The sequence below is a fragment of the Cupriavidus ulmosensis genome (assembly GCF_977008105.1).
On record NZ_CDRMWP010000001.1, the window covers coordinates 2014669 to 2035734 of the forward strand.

Annotated in this window: 14 protein-coding genes and 2 tRNA genes; 9 read left to right on the forward strand and 7 right to left on the reverse strand. The window is 68.7% G+C overall.

The features are described 5' to 3' along the window. Nucleotides 1–226: 226 nt before the first annotated feature. The gene (locus ACWTPI_RS09235; protein WP_454731520.1) at nt 227–1081 is read right to left on the reverse strand and encodes a 23S rRNA (adenine(2030)-N(6))-methyltransferase RlmJ; all 855 of its coding nucleotides are present in this window, start codon (nt 1079–1081) and stop codon (nt 227–229) included. A 257-nt stretch (nt 1082–1338) separates the two neighbouring features. On the opposite strand from ACWTPI_RS09235, the gene mnmC reads away from it, so the two are divergent. The 7 genes from mnmC to ACWTPI_RS09270 all read left to right on the forward strand — a co-directional run bounded on the left by mnmC (nt 1339) and on the right by ACWTPI_RS09270 (nt 10436). Next, on the forward strand, nt 1339–3387 hold the full coding sequence (mnmC, locus tag ACWTPI_RS09240; protein WP_454731521.1) for a bifunctional tRNA (5-methylaminomethyl-2-thiouridine)(34)-methyltransferase MnmD/FAD-dependent 5-carboxymethylaminomethyl-2-thiouridine(34) oxidoreductase MnmC: 2049 nt from the start codon (nt 1339–1341) through the stop codon (nt 3385–3387). Between the two features lie 229 nt (nt 3388–3616). Then, the gene (tig, locus tag ACWTPI_RS09245) at nt 3617–4975 is read left to right on the forward strand and encodes a trigger factor (RefSeq protein ID WP_020203706.1); all 1359 of its coding nucleotides are present in this window, start codon (nt 3617–3619) and stop codon (nt 4973–4975) included. 96 nt (nt 4976–5071) lie between these two features. Continuing rightward, nucleotides 5072–5722, forward strand: a complete 651-nt coding sequence (clpP, locus tag ACWTPI_RS09250; RefSeq protein ID WP_020203705.1) for an ATP-dependent Clp endopeptidase proteolytic subunit ClpP — start codon at nt 5072–5074, stop codon at nt 5720–5722. A 211-nt stretch (nt 5723–5933) separates the two neighbouring features. Continuing rightward, the gene (gene clpX, locus ACWTPI_RS09255) at nt 5934–7208 is read left to right on the forward strand and encodes an ATP-dependent Clp protease ATP-binding subunit ClpX (protein WP_020203704.1); all 1275 of its coding nucleotides are present in this window, start codon (nt 5934–5936) and stop codon (nt 7206–7208) included. A gap of 249 nt (nt 7209–7457) precedes the next feature. Continuing rightward, nucleotides 7458–9869, forward strand: a complete 2412-nt coding sequence (gene lon / locus ACWTPI_RS09260) for an endopeptidase La (protein ID WP_454732462.1) — start codon at nt 7458–7460, stop codon at nt 9867–9869. Between the two features lie 322 nt (nt 9870–10191). Next, nucleotides 10192–10267 (forward strand) — tRNA-Val (locus ACWTPI_RS09265). Between the two features lie 92 nt (nt 10268–10359). Next, a tRNA-Asp gene (locus ACWTPI_RS09270) sits at nt 10360–10436 on the forward strand. A gap of 85 nt (nt 10437–10521) precedes the next feature. On the opposite strand, the gene ACWTPI_RS09275 is transcribed toward ACWTPI_RS09270, so the two are convergent. Beyond that, nucleotides 10522–11592 carry an NAD(P)H-dependent flavin oxidoreductase gene (locus tag ACWTPI_RS09275; protein ID WP_454732463.1) on the reverse strand — a complete coding sequence of 357 codons (1071 nt, stop codon included), beginning with the start codon at nt 11590–11592 and terminating at the stop codon, nt 10522–10524. A 262-nt stretch (nt 11593–11854) separates the two neighbouring features. Here ACWTPI_RS09275 and ACWTPI_RS09280 point away from each other — a divergent pair, with 262 nt between their 5' ends. Next, on the forward strand, nt 11855–13792 hold the full coding sequence (locus tag ACWTPI_RS09280) for a SurA N-terminal domain-containing protein (protein ID WP_454731522.1): 1938 nt from the start codon (nt 11855–11857) through the stop codon (nt 13790–13792). Between the two features lie 86 nt (nt 13793–13878). Here the strand turns inward: ACWTPI_RS09280 and ACWTPI_RS09285 are convergent, their stop codons facing one another. Next, nucleotides 13879–14541 carry an arylesterase gene (locus tag ACWTPI_RS09285; protein WP_454731523.1) on the reverse strand — a complete coding sequence of 221 codons (663 nt, stop codon included), beginning with the start codon at nt 14539–14541 and terminating at the stop codon, nt 13879–13881. Between ACWTPI_RS09285 and ACWTPI_RS09290 the strand changes: the two genes are divergently transcribed. Then, a complete protein-coding gene (locus tag ACWTPI_RS09290) occupies nt 14540–15238 on the forward strand; it encodes an ABC transporter ATP-binding protein (RefSeq protein WP_029043755.1) in 699 nt (232 codons plus the stop codon). The genes ACWTPI_RS09285 and ACWTPI_RS09290 overlap by 2 nt on opposite strands. A 56-nt stretch (nt 15239–15294) precedes the next feature. On the opposite strand, the gene pgi is transcribed toward ACWTPI_RS09290, so the two are convergent. From pgi to ACWTPI_RS09310, 4 genes are all read right to left on the reverse strand, one after another. Further along, entirely contained in the window at nt 15295–16926 is a 1632-nt protein-coding gene (gene pgi, locus ACWTPI_RS09295) for a glucose-6-phosphate isomerase (protein ID WP_059412676.1), read from the reverse strand. Nucleotides 16927–17110: 184 nt separating this feature from the next. Then, nucleotides 17111–18109, reverse strand: coding sequence for a DMT family transporter (locus ACWTPI_RS09300; protein WP_454731524.1), 999 nt, complete (start codon nt 18107–18109; stop codon nt 17111–17113). After that, complete coding sequence (locus tag ACWTPI_RS09305) at nt 18106–19716, reverse strand: NAD(P)H-hydrate dehydratase (protein WP_454731525.1); 1611 nt, start codon at nt 19714–19716, stop codon at nt 18106–18108. The genes ACWTPI_RS09300 and ACWTPI_RS09305 overlap by 4 nt, the downstream gene beginning before the upstream one ends. Before the next feature lie 2 nt (nt 19717–19718). Beyond that, nucleotides 19719–21029: a D-amino acid dehydrogenase gene (locus ACWTPI_RS09310; RefSeq protein ID WP_059412677.1), complete on the reverse strand. Its 1311-nt coding sequence runs from the start codon at nt 21027–21029 to the stop codon at nt 19719–19721. Between the last annotated feature and the right edge of the window lie 37 nt (nt 21030–21066).

Sequence of the window (21066 nt, forward strand, 5' to 3'; positions counted from 1 at the left end):
GCCGGCATATTCCGTGTGTGTCAGGCGTGTTTCAGGCCTGTGTCACGCACGTGCCATGCCGCAGCCTCGCGCCGAGGTTTTGGGGATCGATGCTACGGTCTTAGCGGGCGCGGGCCAAGTAGAAGATGCTTAGATCTGGTTTTCCCGGCGCCTATGTCGCACCGTTGTCGGTGCCGTCGGTGCTGTCGGTGCCATCGGCAGTGCCATCATCGGCACCGTCATGACTTCAGTCTTCCCGCGCTTCGAGCGTGAAGCCGGCGCCGGCATCCTGGCCCAGCAGCGAGACCAGCGTGGGCATGGCCGCTTCCAGGTTTTCCTTGAGGCGCCACGGCGGGTTGACGATGAACATGCCGCTGCCGTGCAGGCCCAGCCCGCCGGCCACCGGCTGCTTGACCGTGAGCGTGACGTGCAGCCAGCTCTTGAGCGGCAGCTTCTTGAGCTGCACCGGCAACTGCACCGATTCGCGGCGCTGCACCTCGGGATACCAGATGGCATAGATGCCGGTGGCGAAGCGCTGCAGGCCGTCCTGCAGCGTGCGCACCACGCGGGCGTAGTCCTGCTTGTCCTCGTAGGAGGGGTCGACCAGCACCAGCGCGCGGCGCGGCGGGGGCGGCAGGATGGCGTTGATGCCGGTGAAGCCGTCGCCGTCGTACAGCATGACGCGGCGGCCGGCGCCGCGGAAGTTGTCGCGCAGCACCTGGATTTCCGTGGGGTGCATCTCGAACAGGCGCAGGCGGTCGGCGTCGCGCAGCATCTGCCAGGCCAGCCACGGCGAGCCCGGATAGTGCTGCAGACTGCCATCCGGGTTGAGCGTGCGCACCTGTTCCAGGTAGTCCTCCAGCACGGTGGGCATGGGCCGCTTGGCGGCGGCCTGCCACAGCCGGGCGATGCCGGTCTCGAACTCGCCCTTCTTCTGCGCGTAGGCATGGTCCAGCGCGTACAGCCCGGCGCCGGCATGCGTGTCGATATACCAGAACGGCTTGTCTTTCTGGGTCAACTGCTCCAGCAACTGGACCACGATGGCGTGTTTGAGGACATCGGCGTGGTTGCCGGCGTGGAAGGCGTGACGGTAGCTGAACATGGCAAGGCGGGCGAAAGACGGCAAAAAGAGCGGCCGAGGGGCGGCAAAAGCGCAGCAAAAAGAGCGGCAGGAGCGCGCGGATGCCGGGCGGTGGATGCCGGGCAGGGCGGCGGCGCAGGGCGCTATGCTACCATCGCCGCCACCCGGGGCCGTCCGCCCTGTCCGCCCCCGCTGGCTGGATTCCCGGTGGATTTCTCCGGTGCGTTTGCCCGGAATTTCTCCCGATTCCCCTCATGCCAGACGTTCCTGCCCGCTTCATGTCCCGCTCACTGGATCCCGCCGAACCCGTCTTCTCCGATGCCGGGCCGCCTTATTCGACGCGCTATGGCGACGTCTACCACAGCGACGAGGGTGGCCTCGCGCAGGCCCGCCACGTGTTCCTCGGCGGCAACGGCCTGCCGCAGGCGTGGGGCGGGCGCGACCAGTTCGTGATCCTGGAGACGGGCTTCGGCCTGGGCCTGAATTTCCTGGCGACGTGGCAGGCGTGGCGGGCCGATCCGCGGCGCTGCCGGTGCCTGCATTTCGTTTCCGTCGAGAAGCATCCGTTTACGCGCGACGGCCTGGCCGCCGTCCATGCCAGGATGTCCGGCGCGGCCGAACTGGCTCCGCTGGCCGAGCAGCTGCAGCAGGCGTGGCCGCTGGCGCTGCCGGGCATGCACCGGCTGGCGTTCGAGGGCGGGGCGGTGGTGCTGACGCTGGCCTTCGGCGACATCGACACCATGCTGCCGCGGCTGGTGCTGGGCGCCGATGCGTTCTACCTCGATGGCTTCGCGCCCGAGCGCAATCCCGAGATGTGGCAGCCGCCGCTGATGAAGCGGCTGGCCCGGCTGGCGCGGCCCGAGGCCACGCTGGCGACCTACGCCGCGGCCGGCTTCGTGCGCCGCGGCCTGCAGGCCGCCGGCTTCGAGGCCCGGCGCGCGACCGGCTACGGCAGCAAATGGCACATGACGGTGGGGCATTTCCCCGCCGAGCGCGCCCGGCGCCGGCATCCGCCGCCGGCGCCCGCGGCCTGGCCCGAGCGCCATGCGATCGTGGTCGGCGCCGGGCTGGCCGGCTGCGCGGTGACGGAGCGCCTCGCCGCGCGCGGCTGGCGCGTCACGCTGTTCGATGCGCATGACGGTCCGGCGCGGCTGACCTCGGCCCATCGCGCGGCGGCCATGCATCCGCACCTGTCGTCGGACGACAGCATCCTGTCGCGGCTGTCGCGCGCCGGCAATCTCGCCTCGCTGCGCCACTGGGCCGCGCTGGCCGCGGCCGGCCACGCGCCGGGCTGGCACGAGTGCGGCGTGCTGCAGACCGGCGCCGGCGAGGAAGACGCGCGCATCCAGCAGGCCGCGCTGGCCGCGCTCGGGTTTCCCGCGGCCTTCGCGCGCTGGATGCCGGCCGAGGAAGCGGCGCGCCGGCACGCCGCGGCGGTGCCGCTGGGCGGGCTGTGGTTCGAGCAGGGCGGCTGGGCCGCGCCGCCCGACATCTGCGGCGCGCAACTGGCGCAGGCCGGGGCGGCGCTGACGGCGCGCTTCGGCTGCCGCGTCGCGCGGCTGGCGCGCGACGGCGACGGCTGGCTGGCGCTCGACGCGGCCGGCGCGGTGCTGGCGCGGGCGCCGGTGGTGGTGCTGGCCAATGCGCATGAAGCGCTGCGGCTGCTGCCGCTGCGCCACGTGACGATCGACCGGGTGCGCGGGCAGTTGACCACGCTGGCGGCGGCGCAGGTCGAGCAGCTTGGCGCCTGGCCCGACTGCGTGGTCACGGGCACCGGCTACCTGCTGCCGCGCGCCGCCGACGGCAGCGCGGGGGTCGGCTCCAGCTACGAGCCGGCCGACGCCGAGGACGGCGCGGAGGGCGCGCGCGCCGGCGTGCATGCCGAGAACCTCGCCAAGCTCGGCGCCTTGCTGCCCGGGCTGGCCGGCGCCGCGGGCCGGCTCGATGCGGCCGCGCTGGACGGCTACGTCGGCGTGCGCAGCGTGTCGCACAACCGACTGCCGCTGATCGGCCGCATCGCCGACGAGGCGCGCGCCTCGCAGGACGCCGCGGCGCTGCGCGGCGCGCGCCTGCGCGACGTGCCGCGCCTGCCCGGCCTGTACGCGGCCCTTGCATATGGCTCGCGCGGCCTCACATGGGCCGCACTGGGCGCCGAACTGCTGGCCAGCCAGATCGACGGGGAGCCGTTGCCGCTGGAGCTGGAGCTGGCCGAGGCCGTCGATCCGGCGCGGCTGCTGGTGCGCGCCCTGCGGCAGGGGCTGGCGGGGGACGCGGGCGGGTCCGCGCCAGCCGCCGCCGGACCCGGTTCCGAGTCCGTTCCCGGCTAAAAACTGCCGGAAGCGAACGAAAACCGTGCGATAATCCCCGTTTTCCGTTTGCGCGGGGCCTGTGCCCGGAAGCTCCGGGGCGTGGTTTCCAGCGCATGCCGGCAAGCTTGCGGACAGGACTTCGCACTGGCACCGGCGCTCGCCGCCGCGCATTGCCCCGCTTCATGCCGGGCGCGCGGGCGGGGTGCGCTTACGAACACAACAACATCTCTGGATTGGATCAACGACCATGTCGAATGTCATTGAAAACCTTGGCAAACTGGACCGCAAGGTGACCCTGGCCATTCCCAAGGCCGAAGTCGAAAAGGAAAAGCAGGATCGTCTGGTTCGCCTGTCGAAGACGGTGAAGATGTCCGGTTTCCGTCCCGGCAAGGTGCCGATGAAGATGGTCGAGAAGCAGTACGGCCAGCAAGTCGAGTTCGAAGTGCGCTACGACAAGGCTGCCCGCAAGTTCTTCGACATCACCAAGGAACAGGACGTCAAGGTCGCCGGCCAGCCGCGCTTCGAAGTCAAGACCGAAGGCGTGGGCGAGGACGAAGTGGCGTTCGACGCCACCTTCGAGGTGTACCCGGAAGTCAAGCTGGGTGACCTGGCCACGGCCGAAGTGACCCGCACCAAGACCGAAATCACCGATGCCGAAGTCGACAAGACCATCGACATCCTGCGCAAGCAGCGCGTGCACTACCACACCCGCGGCGAAGCCGGCGAGCACGGCGACGGCGGCGGCGAAGCGGCTGCCCAGAACGGCGACCGCGTCACGCTGGACTTCGTCGGCAAGATCGACGACGTCGAATTCCCCGGCGGCAAGGCGGACGACTTCGCCTTCGTGCTGGGCGAAGGCCGCATGCTGCCCGAGTTCGAGCAGGCCGCCCTGGGCCTGAAGGTCGGCGAAAGCAAGAGCTTCCCGCTGACCTTCCCCGCCGACTACCACGGCAAGGAAGTGGCCGGCAAGACCGCCGAGTTCACCGTCACGCTCAAGAAGATCGAGTGGGCGCACCTGCCGGAAGTCAACGACGAGTTCGCCAAGTCGCTCGGCATCGCCGACGGCAGCGTCGAGAAGATGCGCGCCGACATCCGCGAGAACCTCGAGCGCGAAGTCAAGCGCCGCACCCACGCCATGCTGAAGGACCAGGTGATGGACGCGCTGCTCAAGGCCAGCGAGCTGGACGTGCCCAAGGCACTGGTCGAGCAGGACCAGGAGCGCCTGGTCGAGATGGCCCGCCGCGACCTGGAACAGCGCGGCATGCCGAACGCCAAGGACATGCCGATTCCGGCCGAGATGTTCACCCAGCAGGCCGAGCGCCGCGTCAAGCTGGGCCTGATCCTGGCCGAGATCGTCAAGGCCCACGGCCTGGACGCCAAGGCCGACCAGATCAAGGCCGAGATCGAGGACTTCGCCAAGAGCTACGAGGACCCGAAGGAAGTCATGCGCTGGTACTACGGCGACCAGCAGCGCCTGGCCGAGATGGAGGCCTACGTGCTCGAAAACAACGTGGTAAATTTCGTGTGCGACAAGGCCAAGGTCACCGACAAGACGGTGTCCTTCGAGGAACTGACTGCCGAAGGCAACCAGCCTCAGCAGGCCTGAGCCTGGCCAGTCCGGCGCGCCGTTTCCTGATGGCGGCGCCGGCCGCGGCCTCGCTTCTCGCCGCCTTGTCTCTCACCGAACTCCAGGAGAACTTGCATGACCCGCAATGATTTGCTTGACCGTCTGGCCACCACGCAGGCCTCCGCCCTGGAAACGCAGGGACTCGGGCTGGTGCCGATGGTGGTCGAGCAGTCCGGTCGGGGCGAGCGCGCCTATGACATCTACTCGCGCCTGCTGAAGGAGCGCGTGATCTTCATGGTGGGCGAAGTCAACGACCAGACCGCTAACCTGGTGGTGGCACAACTGCTGTTCCTGGAGAGCGAAAATCCCGACAAGGACGTCTCGCTCTACATCAACTCGCCGGGCGGCTCGGTGTCGGCGGGCCTCGCCATCTACGACACCATGCAGTTCGTCAAGCCGGACGTATCCACGCTGTGCATGGGCATGGCCGCCAGCATGGGCGCGTTCCTGCTGGCAGCCGGCGCCAAGGGCAAGCGTTCGGCGCTGCCGAACTCGCGCATCATGATCCACCAGCCGCTCGGCGGCGCGCGCGGCCAGGCCTCGGACATCGAGATCCAGGCCCGCGAGATCCTGTACCTGCGCGAGCGCCTGAACGGCATCCTGTCGGAAGTCACCGGCCAGCCGGTCGAGAAGATTGCCCGCGATACCGATCGCGACAACTTCATGAGCGGCGACCAGGCGGTGGACTATGGCCTGATCGACAAGGTCATCGCCCGCCGTAGCTGAAAACGCCACCCCGGAACCCGCGGGTTCCGGGGCCGGCGCGGATTGAAGAAGGCTATGCAGAAACGAGGCCTGGCGCCTCGTTTTTTGCTTTTGCCCCACAGCGTAGGGGTTCCACCGCCGCGCCAATTGTTTTGGCGTATGATGCGTTTGAAGCGTATCCCCGCAGTGCCTTGGCCCTGCGGCACGCACACTGCTAATGTGACTGATTCCTATGGCGGATAAAAAAGGTTCATCCAGCGAGAAGCTCCTTTACTGCTCGTTCTGCGGCAAGAGCCAGCACGAGGTAAAGAAGCTCATCGCCGGCCCGTCGGTGTTCATTTGCGACGAATGCATCGACCTGTGCAACGAGATCATCCGCGACGAGGCAGCGGCATCCGACAAGGATGCCGGCGCCACGGCCAAGTCCGATCTCCCCACACCGCACGAGATCCGCGAAAGCCTCGATCAGTACGTGATCGGGCAGGAACAGGCCAAGAAGATCCTGGCCGTGGCGGTGTACAACCACTACAAGCGCCTCAAGCACCTCGGCAAGAAGGACGACGTCGAGTTGTCCAAGAGCAACATCCTGCTGATCGGGCCGACCGGCTCGGGCAAGACGCTGCTCGCGCAGACGCTGGCGCGCCTGCTCAACGTGCCGTTCGTGATCGCCGACGCCACCACGCTGACCGAAGCCGGCTACGTCGGCGAGGACGTGGAAAACATCATCCAGAAGTTGCTGCAGAACTGCAACTACGAGGTGGAGAAGGCGCAGCGCGGCATCGTCTACATCGATGAGATCGACAAGATCTCGCGCAAGTCGGACAACCCGTCCATCACCCGCGACGTGTCGGGCGAGGGCGTGCAGCAGGCCCTGCTCAAGCTGATCGAGGGCACGATGGCCTCGGTGCCGCCGCAGGGCGGGCGCAAGCATCCGAACCAGGACTTCCTGCAGGTCGACACGACCAACATCCTGTTCATCTGCGGCGGCGCGTTCGACGGCCTGGAAAAGGTCATCATGCAGCGCTCGGACAAGACCGGCATCGGTTTTGCCGCGCAGGTGCAGAGCAAGGAAGAGCGCGACGCCAGCGAAGTGCTGCCGCAGACCGAGCCGGAAGACCTGATCAAGTTCGGCCTGATCCCGGAACTGATCGGCCGCCTGCCGGTGGTCGCCACGCTGGCCAAGCTCGACGAGGCCGCGCTGATGCAGATCCTGGTCGAGCCCAAGAACGCGCTGGTCAAGCAATACCAGAAGCTGCTGGCGATGGAAGGCGTGGAGCTGGAAATCCGCCCGGCCGCGCTGTCCGCGATCGCGCGCAAGGCCATCCGCCGCAAGACCGGCGCGCGCGGCCTGCGTTCGATTCTCGAACAGTCGCTGATGGACGTGATGTACGACCTGCCGAACTACAAGGGTGTGCAGAAGGTGGTGATCGACGAGAACACCATCACCGGGGATGCCCCGCCGCTGCTGATGTACGAGGACCAGCCCAAGGTGGCCGGTTCGAACTGACGGCGAACGCCGGCGCTTTGTGTTTGATCGAGGCCGGCAGCGAGACCGAAAGGCCGCTCGCAAAAAGCGAGCGGCTTTTTTTCTTCATTTTCGTAAAACGAAGGGGAGGAAACGGGGGTATGCTGTTTGGACGGGTCCTGCAAGTGCGGAAACCGGCATTTGCATGGGGTCATGAATCGTTGGCGAAGCGTGTCTTGCAATCGATTCATGCGGCCCAATTTACGCCTAAATGACTGACTGGGGAAAATGATGTCCGGAACACAACTCCTCCCGGCTGAGCCGATTCGCCTGCCACTGTTGCCGCTGCGCGACGTGGTGGTGTTTCCGCACATGGTGATCCCACTGTTCGTGGGACGTCCGAAGTCCATCAAGGCGCTTGAAACTGCGATGGAGTCGGGCAAGAGCATCATGCTTGTAGCCCAGAAGACGGCGGCCAAGGATGAGCCGACCGCCGACGACCTCTACGAGGTGGGCTGCATCGCCAATATCCTGCAGATGCTCAAGCTGCCCGACGGCACCGTCAAGGTGCTGGTCGAAGGCACGCAGCGCGCGAATATCCGCGAAGTGAGCGAAGACGACTCGCACTTCATGTGCGAAGCCGTGCCCGTGCCGCCGGGCCCGGTCGAGACCGCCGAGACGGAGGCGCTGCGCCGCGCCATCGTGTCGCAGTTCGACCAGTACGTGAAGCTCAACAAGAAGATCCCGCCCGAGATCCTGACCTCGCTGTCGGGCATCGACGAGCCCGGCCGCCTGGCCGACACCATCGCCGCGCACCTGCCGATCAAGCTCGAGCAGAAGCAGAAGATCCTCGAGATGGTGAACGTCACCGAGCGCCTCGAGAGCCTGCTGTCGCAGCTCGAGGGCGAGATCGACATCCTGCAGGTCGAAAAGCGCATCCGCGGCCGCGTCAAGCGCCAGATGGAGAAGAGCCAGCGCGAGTACTACCTGAACGAGCAGGTCAAGGCCATCCAGAAGGAACTGGGCGAGGGCGAAGAGGGCGCCGACCTGGAAGAGCTCGACAAGCGCATCAAGGCCGCGCGCATGCCGAAGGAAGCCAAGAAGAAGGCCGACGCCGAATTCAAGAAGCTCAAGCTGATGTCGCCGATGTCGGCCGAAGCCACCGTCGTGCGCAACTACATCGACACGCTGGTCAACCTGCCGTGGCGCAAGAAGAGCAAGGTCAATAACGACCTCGCCAACGCCGAGCGCGTGCTCGACGAAGACCACTATGGCCTGGAGAAGGTCAAGGAACGCATTCTCGAGTACCTCGCGGTGCAACAGCGCGTGGACAAGGTGAAGGCGCCGATCCTGTGCCTGGTCGGGCCTCCCGGCGTGGGCAAGACCTCGCTCGGGCAGTCGGTGGCGCGCGCCACGAACCGCAAGTTCGTGCGCATGGCGCTGGGCGGCGTGCGCGACGAGGCCGAGATCCGCGGCCACCGCAGGACCTACATCGGCTCGATGCCGGGCAAGATCCTGCAGAGCCTGTCCAAGGTCGGCGTGCGCAATCCGCTCTTCCTGCTCGACGAAATCGACAAGATGGGCATGGACTTCCGCGGCGATCCTTCCTCGGCGCTGCTCGAGGTGCTGGACCCGGAACAGAACCACACGTTCCAGGACCACTACATCGAAGTGGACTTCGACCTGTCCGACGTGATGTTCGTGGCGACGTCGAACTCGCTGAACATTCCGCCGCCGCTGCTGGACCGCATGGAAGTGATCCGCCTCTCCGGCTACACCGAAGAGGAAAAGGTCAACATCGCCCAGCGCTACCTGCTGCCCAAGCAGATCAAGAACAATGGTCTGAAGGCAGGCGAGATCGAAGTCAGCGAGGAAGCGCTGCGCGACATCATCCGCTACTACACGCGGGAAGCGGGCGTGCGCTCGCTCGAGCGTGAAGTGTCGAAGATCGCGCGCAAGGTGGTGAAGCTGCTGCTGCTCAAGAAGGAATCGGGCACGGTCAAGGTGTCCTCGGACAACCTCGACAAGTTCCTCGGCGTGCGCAAGTACGACTTCGGCCTGGCCGGCAAGGAAAACCAGGTCGGCCAGGTGACTGGCCTGGCGTGGACCGAGGTGGGCGGCGACCTGCTGACCATCGAAGCCGCGATCATGCCGGGCAAGGGCAACATCACGCGCACCGGCTCGCTCGGCGACGTGATGAAGGAGTCGGTCGAGGCGGCCCGCTCGGTGGTGCGCTCGCGCGCCCGCCGCCTGGGCATCCCGGACGAGATGTTCGAGAAGCGCGACATCCACATCCACGTGCCCGAAGGTGCCACGCCCAAGGACGGTCCTTCGGCCGGCGGCGCCATGACCACGGCGCTGGTGTCGGTGCTGACGGGCATCCCGGTGCGCGCCGACGTGGCCATGACCGGCGAGATCACGCTGCGCGGCGAAGTGCTGCCGATCGGCGGCCTCAAGGAGAAGTTGCTGGCGGCCCATCGCGGCGGCATCAAGCTGGTGCTGATCCCCGAGGAGAACGTGAAGGATCTGGCCGAGATCCCGGACAACGTCAAGAACGCCATCGAGATCATCCCGGTGCGCTGGATCGACAAGGTCCTGGAACTGGCGCTCGAGCGCAAGCCCGAGCCGCTGCCCGAGGAAGTGGCCAAGCCCGCCGACGTGGCGGACAAGGCCGCGGCCAAGGTCGAGATGATCCATCACTGACATCGCAGGGGCCCGCTGTCCGGGGCCCCGCCGCATGGCGGCAGCACGAGACGCCGCGGGTTTTGCCCGCGGCGTTTTTCATTGCGCGCAGGCATCGCGCAGGTCGGCGCGCACGACCATCGCGCAGGGTTGCGCGGGGTTGCGCAGGGTTGTTTACGGGGCTTTCACGCGGCCCGTACGCGGCTTTTGCGCCGCCCGATGCGGCCATGAAGAATGCTTGGCAAAACGGCGACGCCTGTATTACACTTGCGGCCTCGCAACGCAAACAGCAGTAAGTGCTCTGATATGTGCGCGGCGATACATGCAGATTCGCGGTACGAGCGGGTGCTTAGCTCAGTTGGTAGAGCGGCGCCCTTACAAGGCGTAGGTCGGGGGTTCGAGCCCCTCAGCACCCACCACGCTCGGTGCCTCGGACACCTCGCCGTCTCTCGCCTCTTCGGTCTCGTCGCGACGAAGAACAGCACGCAAGAGCACGGCCGCACCGAATCCAGGAGTGGTAGTTCAGTTGGTTAGAATACCGGCCTGTCACGCCGGGGGTCGCGGGTTCGAGCCCCGTCCACTCCGCCAGCATCCATGCCAGGACCCCAGCAGACTATCGTTTGCTGGGGTCTTGTCTTTTCGGGGCCGCGCATTCCCGTGCGCTATCAGGTATTCACTGTACTTGTCGGGCCAGCGCTGCGCCGAGACCCGCGCCGCACGCGAGTGCGTCCTCCCACAGTCGGCGCGTCAACGCAGCCGCATCTTCTTTGCGTGCCAGTGCTGCCGCCTCGCCTGCCCACAGCAGCGAGAAATCTTCGCTTCCTGCTTGCTCGAAGGCGGCACGTAGCGGATCGACTGCGCCGGTCGCCAGAGGAAATGCCGGCGCGGCTGGATTCATCGGTCCTTGCTCGCGCATGAAGCGGGTCATCAATCCGCGTGCCGGCCGGCCTGTATAGAGATTGGTCAGTCGCGTCGCATCGGCACGGGCGTTGCCTACGGCAGCGCGGTGCAAACCCGATCTGCCTGCCTCGGGCGTCAGCAGATAAGCCGTTCCGATCTGCACGGCGCTTGCCCCGAGCGCAAACGCGGCAGCGATGCCGCGGCCATCGGCAATGGCGCCGGCCGCGATCACGGGAATGCGCACTGCATCCACGATCTGCGGCAACAGTGCAAACAAAGCAGGCTGCGCGTCAATGTCGTCGCCCAGGAACATACCGCGATGCCCGCCTGCCTCCACGCCTTGCGCGACGATCGCGTCCACGCCATGTGCTTCAAGCCAGCGCGCCTCTTCTACCGTCGTCGCGGAAGACACGATCATCGCGCCTGTACGCCTGACTCGCGCAAGCAGGGCTTCGGCCGGCAGCCCGAAATGAAAGCTGACCACGGGCGGCCTGGTTTCCTCGACTACCTCGCACATGGCGTCGTCGAAAGGCGCCCTGCCTGGCCCTTTCTGAGCAGCGGACAGGTCGAGGCCGATTTCCCCGTAATAGGGCGCGAGCAATGATTGCCACGTCGCTTGTGCTTCGTCGTCCGGCGTCGGCGCCACGTGACAGAAAAAATTGATATTGAACGGGGCCGATGTCCGTGCGCGAATGGCGCTGATCTGCTCGCGCAGTTGCACCGGCGTAAGCGCCGCACAAGCCAATGAACCCAGCCCGCCCGCCTCGCAGACGGCAATCGTGAGAGGGCTCAGCGAGCCGACCATTGGCGCTTGAACTAGCGGAAGGCAAGAAGGAAGGGACATATCGATTCTCCGGGCTGATGGTTTCGGGAGGCGGATTGCCAGGCGCTCGAGCGTGGCATTGTTCGGCAAATCAATATCAAAGATTCGACTTGGATAATAAGCGCATTCGGACCGCTGGACAAATGGCGACAAAGAGCATCCCGGAAAAGCGCAAAGCAGGTGAGGGCGCAGGCTCGCCAATCCGCGCGAATCGCGTGAAGCGTGCCGCTCCTGATAGAATCCCGGAGTTTGCCGTTCGTACCAACCCTTCTCCTGAGTCCGCATGCTTGATTTCGTACGCAACAACCGCCGCTTGATGCTTCTGCTGCTGCTGGTGCTTGTCTTCCCGTCGTTCGTATTCTTCGGCGTGGAAAGCTACTCGCGCTTCATGGACAGCTCGCACGACGCAGCCAAGGTCGACGGCCGCGCGATCACCACGCAGGAAGTCGACAACGTCGTGCGCGACCAGAGCGAGCGCATGCGCCAGGTGCTCGGCCCCAACTATGACCCGCGCCAGTTCGAAGGCGCGCAGGCCCGCCAGCAGGTGCTCGACCAGCTCATCCTGCAGCGCGTGGTGGCCAACGACGTCGCCAGCAAGCATCTGACGGTGTCCGACGTGGCGCTCCAGCAAGCCATCTACAGCATCCCGGCGATCGCCAGCCTGCCCAAGCAGGCCGACGGCCGCCTCGAGCCCAAGCCCTATCTCGAACTGCTGGCCCAGCAGGGCCTCACGCCCGAGCAGCTCGAGGCGCGCATGCGCTTCGACCTCGCCACGCAGCAGCTCGGCGGCTCGATCGGCGCCACGGCCTTCGTGCCCAAGTCGCTGCTCGACCGCCTGATCGCCATCCGCGACCAGCAGCGCGACGTGCAGGTGCTGCAGTTCAAGCCGGCCGATTTCGCCGCCAAGGTCGCGCCCGACGAAGCCGCGCTGAAGGCGTACTACGAAAGCCACAAGACGCAGTTCGCCGTGCCCGAGCAGGCCAAGGTCGAATACCTGGTGCTGTCGGCCGACGCGCTGGCCGCCTCGACGCCGGTCACGCCCGAGGAGCTCAAGTCCTACTACGACAGCAACATCGCGCGCTTTCGCACCGACGAGCAGCGCCGCGCCAGCCATATCCTGATCGCCTCGCCCAAGGACGCGCCGGCGGCGGACCGCAAGGCCGCCCAGGAAAAGGCGGCCAAGCTGCTGGAAGACCTGCGCAAGCATCCGGAAACCTTCGCCGACGTGGCGCGCAAGGAATCGAAGGATCCGGGCTCGGCGGAGAAGGGCGGCGACCTCGGCTTCATGGGCCGCGGCGCGCTGGTCAAGCCGTTCGAGGACGCCATGTTCTCGCTCAAGGACGGCCAGCTCAGCGATGTGGTGGAAACCGACTACGGCTACCACATCATCAAGCTCACCGGCATCAAGCCGGCCGAGACCAAGCCGCTCGACCAGGTCCGCACCGACCTCGAAGCCGAACTGCGCAAGCAGCTTGCCGCCAAGAAGTTCACCGAACTGGCCGACGCGTTCGGCAACACGGTCTATGAGCAGTCCGACAGCCTCAAGTCCGCCGCCGACAAGTTCAAGCTGACCATCCAGACCGCCGACGGCGTGACGCGCGAGCCGAACCCGGCGCTGGGCGCGCAGAACCCGCTCAACAACGACAAGCTGCTCAAGGCGCTGTTCAGCGAGGACTCGCTCAAGAACAAGCGCAACACCGAAGCCGTGCAGGTCGCGCCCAACATGCTGGTGGCGGCGCGCATCGTCGACTACCGCCCGGCCACCACGCGCAAGTTCGAAGACGTGCAGGCCAAGGTGCGCGAAGGCTACATCGCGCAGCAGGCCGCCGAGCTGGCCGACAAGGAAGGCGCGGCGCGCCTGGAAGCGCTCAAGAAGAGCGGCGCCGCCGAAGGCTTCGGCCCGGTGCTCACGGTGTCGCGCGCCAAGCCCGAGAACCTGCCGCCCAAGGCGCTGGAAGCCGTGATGCGCGCCGACGTCGCCAAGCTGCCCGCGCTGGTCGGCGTCGACCTCGGCGCGGACGGTTATGCCATCTATCGCATCGCCAAGGTCAGCCAGCCCGCGCAGGTGGACCCCGCGCAGCGCCAGGGCGAGGCCCAGCAGCTGGCGCAGATGGCCGGCCAGACCGAGCTCGAAGCGTTCTATGACAGCCTGAAGGCGGCAGCGAAGGTGAAGGTGCTCAAGCCCGTCGCCGCGGCCGCGAGCGAGGCCGCCGCGCAGTAAGGATTGCCGGCAGCAAGACGACCCATCGGCACAAAGCCAGGGGCGCCCCAGCGGGCGCCTCTTTTTCATTCCGGCAGTCGTATGCCCTAGCGCTCGGCGGCGCGCGCCGCCGGCGCCTTCAGCAGCGGCCTGAGCTGCGGCCACACCGTATCGAGCAGCGTGCCCTGCGCCTGCGCCGTGGGATGCATGCGGTCCTGCTGGAACCAGTCCGGCCGGGCGATGACCCCTTCGAGCAGGAACGGCACCAGCCGCGTCTTGTATTCGCCGGCCAGCTTCGGGTAGAGCGCGAAAAAGCGTTCCGTGTAGTCCGGCCCGTAGTTGGGCGGGATGCGCATGCCGACCAGCAGCACGCCGGCCCGGGCCTGCTGCGCGCCGGTGACGATGCTGCGCAGGTTGGCCTCGGTGGTCTGCAGCGGCAGGCCGCGCAGCGCATCGTTGGCGCCGAGCTCCACGATCACCACGGCGGGGTGGTGGCGCGCCAGCAGGTCGGGCAGGCGGGTCTTGCCGCCCACGGTGGTCTCGCCGCTGATGCTGGCGTTCACGACGCTATAATCGAGGCGCTCGGCGCGCAGCCGGGCTTCCATCAGCTTGACCCAGCCCGCGTCGCGCGCGATGCCATACTCCGCGGACAGGCTGTCGCCCAGCACCAGGATGGCCGGCGCCGAGGCCGCCGCCGTCAAGGGCAGCAGCGTGGCCGCACACAGCGCCAGCCCCAGCTTGCGCCAACCGCACCAGAACTTCTTGCTCATGTCTTCTTCCATTCTTGCAGTCGAGTCATTAGGAAAGACCGTAGCCGACACGACCGGTTCGCTGACGATTCTGCATGACGTCACGTTTTCCGTCACGCGCGGCGAAACGCTGGCCATCGTGGGGGCCTCCGGCTCGGGCAAGTCGACGCTGCTGGGCCTGCTGGCCGGCCTCGACCTGCCCACCACGGGCACGGTCCGGCTCAACGGCCAGGACCTGTTCCAGCTCGACGAGGACCAGCGCGCGGCGCAGCGCGGCCGCCACGTCGGCTTCGTGTTCCAGTCGTTCCAGCTGGTCGGCCACCTGACCGCGCTGGAGAACGTGATGCTGCCGCTGGAGCTGCGCGGCGAGACCGAAGGCGTGCGCGAACGCGCGGCCGACATGCTGGCGCGCGTTGGCCTGGGCGGGCGTCTTTCGCATTATCCGCGCACGCTGTCCGGCGGCGAGCAGCAGCGCGTGGCGCTGGCGCGCGCGTTCGTGGCGCGCCCGGACATCCTGTTCGCCGACGAGCCCACCGGCAGCCTCGACACCGCCACCGGCGAGGCCGTGATCGCGCTGATGTTCGAGCTCAACCGCGATGCCGGCTCGACCCTGGTGCTGGTCACGCACGACCGCTCGGTGGCGGCGCGCTGCGGGCGCGTCCTGACCATCGAGGCCGGGCGCGTGGCCAGCGACGAGTTGATGGCGGCGCCGGTCTGAGCCGGCGGCGAACGAGACGCGCGGGAGGTCCGGGAAGTCCGGGAGGGGCGGGAAAACTAGGCCGTGCCCAGCGCGGCGCGCGCGCGGGCGATCAGGCCGCTGGTGGAGGCGTCGTGCGGCGCCGGCGCGGCCACCGCGCCGGTCAGCTCGGCTTCGATCGGCTTGGCCAGGATCTTGCCCAGCTCCACGCCCCACTGGTCGAACGAATTGATGTTCCACACCACGCCCTGCACGAAGGTGCGGTGCTCGTACAGCGCGATCAGCGCGCCGAGCGCATGCGGCGTGATGTCTTCCATCAGCAGCGTGTTGCTGGGCCGGTTGCCTTCGAACACCATATGCGCGATGCGCACCTCGTCGGTCATGCCGGCGGCGCGCAGCTCGTCGGCGCTGCGCCCGCGCATCAGCGCCTCGCCCTGCGCGAAGCAGTTGGCCAGCAGCTTGGCATGGTGGCCGGGCAGCTCGCGCGGCGGCCGCAGCGGCGCCACGAAATCCACCGGCACGATCTGCGAGCCCTGGTGGATCAGCTGGAAATACGCATGCTGGCCGTTGGTGCCGGCCGAGCCCCACACCACCGGCGCGGTATGCGCGCGCACCGGGCGGCCGTCGAGCTGGACCGACTTGCCGTTGCTCTCCATCTCCAGTTGCTGGAGGAAGGCGGGAAACAGCTCCAGCGAGGTCGAGTAGGGCGCCATGCAGCTGGTCGGCATGCCGAAGAAATCGCGGTACCAGATGCCGATCATGGCCAGCACCACCGGCATGTTGCGCGCCAGCGGCGCGCCGGCGAAATGCTCGTCCATCGCGCGGCCGCCGGCCAGCAGGTCGGCGAAGGCATCGTAGCCGACCGCCAGCGCGATCGACAGGCCCACCGAGGACCACAGCGAGAAGCGTCCGCCGATCCAGTCCCAGAATTCGAACATGTGCGCCGGGTCGATGCCGAACGCGCGCACCGCCTCCACGTTGGTCGACACCGCGGCGAAGTGGCTGGCCAGTTGCGCCTGGCTCACGCCGCGCGACAGGAACCACGCGCGCGCGCTGTTGGCGTTGGCCATCGTCTCGAGCGTGGTGAAGGTCTTGGAGCAGACGATCACCAGGGTCTGCTCCGGGTCCAGCCGCGCCAGCGTCTCGGCCAGCTCGGTGCCGTCCACGTTGGAGACGAAATGCATGCGCGGCCCGCCGTCGGCCAGGTGCGACAGCGCCCGGCACACCATGCGCGGGCCCAGGTCCGAGCCGCCGATGCCGATGTTGATGACGTCGGTGATGCGCTTGCCGGTGGCGCCGGTCCACTCGCCGCCGCGCACCCGTTCGGAAAACACGCGCATGCGCTCGAGCACGGCATGAATCGCCGGCGTCACCGGCTTGCCGTCCACCTCGAAGGTGGTGCCGGGGCAGGCGCGCAGCGCGATGTGCAGCACCGCGCGGTCCTCGGTGGCGTTGATGTGGTCGCCGGCGAACATGGCGTCGCGGCGGCGGGCCACGCCAGCCTCGTCGGCCAGTTGCATCAGCAGCGCGAAGGTCTGCGGCGTGATGCGGTTCTTGGCGTAGTCGAGGTACAGGCCGGCGGCTTCCAGTGAGAATTGCGCGGCACGCTGGCTGGCATCGTCGGCATCGAACCAGTCGCGCATGGGGGTGTCGCGGATGGTCTCGTGGTGTTGCAGGAGGGAGCGCCAGGCGTGGAAATCAGTGGGCATGCGTGCGGAATTCTCTGGAGATTCTTTGATATGCAGTACGGAAACCGGCCGGCGGCGCCGCGCATGAAGTATAGCGCCGCCACATGACGTGTTTTCGCCAAATAGCGGCAATAGACGGCATTGCTTCGTATTTCGAAACACTACCAAATAGGGGTATGGCGCGCTGTCGGTGCGTGGCTGACATTCAGCGCGCGCGGCCGAGCCTCCGCGCCAGCATGCGCAGCGCCGGTTCGCCGCCGGCCACGCACACGCCGCCGGCGCAGATCACTGCCACGCCCAGCGCCGTGATCCAGTCCGGCAACTGGCCGAAAGCCAGGTAGCCGATGGCGGTGGCCGACAGGATCTGCAGATAAAGGAAGGGGCTGAGAAACGATGCGTCCGCGTACTGGAACGCGCGGATCACGAAGTAGTGCCCGATCGAGCCGGTGATGCCGGTGCTCAGCAGCAGGCCCGCCTGCAGCGGCGTGGGCACCGACTCGAACCAGAAGAACGGCACCAGCGCGGTGGTCAGCGCCGCGCCGGTGACGCCGCTCTGGATCAGCGTGGTCATGGGCGCATCGTGCGCGGCGATGCGCCGCGTCAGCATCTGCATCAGCGCGAACACCAGCGCCGACAGCAGGCCCAGCGCGATGCCCGGCCCGCTCAGCTCGCCGCCGGGGCGCACCACCACCAGCATGCCGGCGAAGCCGACCGCCACGCCGCTCCAGCGGCTGGCGCGCGCGTGAAAGCCGGGGCGCTCGCCGAGCAGCCACGGCGACAGCGCCACCACGAACAGCGGCGCGCAGAAATTGAGCGCGGTGGCCTCGGCCAGCGGCATCAGCCGGAGCACGCTGAAGAACACCAGCGTGGATACCAGCATCAGGCCGCCGCGCAGCCATTGCAGGGCCGGCTTCGTCGGGCGGCACTGCGCGCGGAAGCGCGCCGGCCCCAGCAGCAGGAAGATCGCCGCCACGTGGCCCACGTAGCGCACCCAGGCCACGCCCATCACCGGCAGGCCCTGCTGGGTCAGCATCTTGCTGCTGGCGTCGAGCAGGCTCAGGATCCACTGGCCCAGCACCAGCAGCGCCACGCCGGTCAGCAACTGGCGGCGGGCCGTGGCGGGCGCGGCGACGGATGCCGCGCTGGATGCCGTAGCGGAACCGGCCGGCGCCAGCGGCGCGGCGCGCTCGGCGGCGTCGCTCATGCGCGGCCCGGCTGCCGCAGCAGGTCGTTGAACAGCGCGCGCAGCGGCAGGTAGAGCTCGCTGGCGGTCAGCCCGGCCGGCCCGATGCCGTCGGCCACCAGGCGGTCGGCGGCACGCCCGTGCAGCCATACCGCGGCCTGCGCGGCCTGCAGCGGCGGCATGCCCTGCGCCAGCAGCGCGCCGGCCATGCCGGCCAGCACGTCGCCGGTGCCGGCGGTGGCCAGGCCCGCGTTGCCGGTCGGGTTGACCGACAGCGCCACGCCGCCGGCCGCGTCGGGCGGTGCCGCGATCACCGTGCCGGAGCCCTTGAGCACCACCACCGCCTGCCATTGCGCCGCCAGCGCGCGCGCCGCGGCGAGGCGGTCGCGCTGGATCTCGGCCACGCTCAGGCCGGCCAGGCGCGCGGCTTCGAGCGGGTGCGGCGTCATCACGCGCACCGCCGCGCTGCCGGCCAGCAGCGCGGCCAGCGCGGGGTCGGCGGCCAGCAGGTTGAGCGCGTCGGCGTCCAGCACCAGCGCCGGCGGTTCGGCCGCAGCCGCGCAGCCGTGCAGCAGTTGCGCGAGCTGCTTGCGCGCCGCCGTGCCGGTGCCCATGCCGGGGCCGATCACCAGCGCGTTCATGGCGGACAGGTCGACCTCCGCGATCGGGTGCAGCATCAGTTCCGGATGCACCGGATCGAGCAGCGGCGCCGGCTGCGCCAGGAAGGCGATGTGCACGCGCCCGGCGCCGAGGTGCTGCGCGGCGCGCGCGCCCAGCAGCGGCGCGCCGGTCATGCCCACGCCGCCGCCGATCACCGCCAGCGAGCCGAAGCTGCCCTTGTTGGTGGCATGCCGGCGCGCCGGCAGCGCCGCGGCGAACGAGGCCGGCACGTTGACCGTGGCGCATGCGTGCTCGGCCGGCGGATAGATCAGGTCGAGCGGGGCGATGTCCACCTCGCCCGCGCAGTCGCGGCCGTCCAGCGTCAGCAGGCCCGGCTTGGCGCCGATGAAGGTCAGCGTGCGGCACGCGCATACCGCCGGCGCGCCGGCGCCGGTGTCGGCGAACAGGCCGCTGGGAATGTCGAGGGCGAACACCGGCAGCCCGGCGCCGTTGAGATGGGCGATCCACTGCGCGACGTAGCCGTCGGCGGGGCGGTTGAGGCCGATGCCGAGCAGGCCGTCGACCAGCGCGCGGGTCTCGGCCGGCAGCGGCGGCAGGCCGCCCTGGCAGGCGGACTGGGGCAGCACGCGCAGCGGCACGCCGGCGGCGCGCGCTTCCAGCCAGGCGCGCGCCGCGTCGGCGGGCAGGCGGTCCGGCTCGGCCGTGAGCCAGGCCTGCACCGCGCGCCCGGCCAGGTGCAGGCGGGTGGCGGCCACCAGCGCGTCGCCGCCGTTGTTGCCCGGGCCGGCCAGCATCAGCAGCGGGCCGTCCGGCGCATGCCGCGCCAGCCAGTCCGCGGCGGCGGCGCCGGCGCGCGACATCAGCTCGAAGGCGGGCAGCGTCGCCATCGCCGCGGCCTCGATGCGGCGGATGGCGGCCACGTCGTAGAGCGGGATGCCGGCGGCGCTGGCGGCGTCGAGCGGCAGCCAGGCCGCGGCGGAATGGAAAGCGGGCAGGGGTGTGTGCATGGTCAGCGCGGCCCGAGGCCGTAGCGGGCGGGCGTGAGGCCCTCCAGGTCGATGGCGGCGGCGTTGCCGGCGATCAGGTCGGCGGCGATGCGGCCCGAGCCGCAGGCCATCGCCCAGCCGGTCGAGCCGTGGCCGAGGTTGAGGAACAGGCCGGGCACGGCGGTGGCGCCGATCAGCGGCGGGCCGTCCGGCAGCATCGGGCGCGCGCCGGCCCACAGCGTGGCATTGCCGTAGTGGCCGGCCACCGGGAACCAGTCGCGCGCCACCTTGAGCAGGGTGTTGACGGCGGCCGGGCGCAGGTCGAGCCGGCGCGAGCCGAGCTCGGCCGTGCCGGCCACGCGCAGGCGGTTGCCCATGCGCGTGATGGCCACCTTGTACGACTCGTCCATCAGCGCGGCCAGCGGCGCCTGCAGCTCGTCGCTGACCTGCACGGTGGCGGAGTATCCCTTGACCGGGTAGAGCGGGATGCGCAGGCCGAGCGGGCGCAGCAGCGCGGCGCTGCCCACGCCCGCGCACACCAGCATGCGGTCCGCGGTGAGCGTCTCGGGCGCGCCGCCGGCGGCGTGGCCCGCATCGTGGCCCGTGCCATGGTCCACAGCGCGCAGGTCCAGCGCGAGCCCGCCGCCCGGCAGCGGGCGCGGCGCGCCGGCGTCGCGGTCCATGACGAAGCGCACGCCCGCGGCCTCGGCCAGCGTGCGCAGGCGCCGCACGAACATCGGGCAGTTGCCGGATTCGTCCTCGGGCAGGTGCAGGCCGCCGGCCAGCGGTGTGTCGGTGGTCAGGCCGGGCTCGATGCCGCGGCAGCCGTCGGCGTCGACCAGGCGGTGCGGCACCTTGTGCTCGCGCAGCAGCGCCAGCGCCGGCTCGGCCAGCGCCAGGTCGCGCCGCGTGCGGAACAGTTGCAGGTAGCCCTGCGACTGCTCGTAGTCGATCTCGAGCTTGCCGCGCAGCGCGTGCAGGCATTCGCGGCTGTAGAAGGCCAGCCGCTGCATGCGCAGCTTGTTCACGCGATAGCGCTCCAGCGTGCATTCGCCGAGCCAGCGCGCGATCCAGCGCCACATGGCCGGGTCGGCGCTGGGGCGGAACAGCACCGGCGAGGTGCTGGCGAACAGGTTGCGCAGCACCTTGCCGGGCATGCCCGGCGCGGCCCATGGCGTGACGTAGCCGGGCGCGATCACGCCGGCGTTGCCGAAGCTCGATTCCTGCGCGGGCGCCGCGCGCCGCTCGACCACGGTCACGTCGAAGCCGGCTTCGCGCAGATACCAGGCCGAGCACACGCCGATCACGCCGGCGCCGATCACGATCACATGCATGGCACTCCGTCGGGGCCGCGGCCCCCGCTGTTGCGCA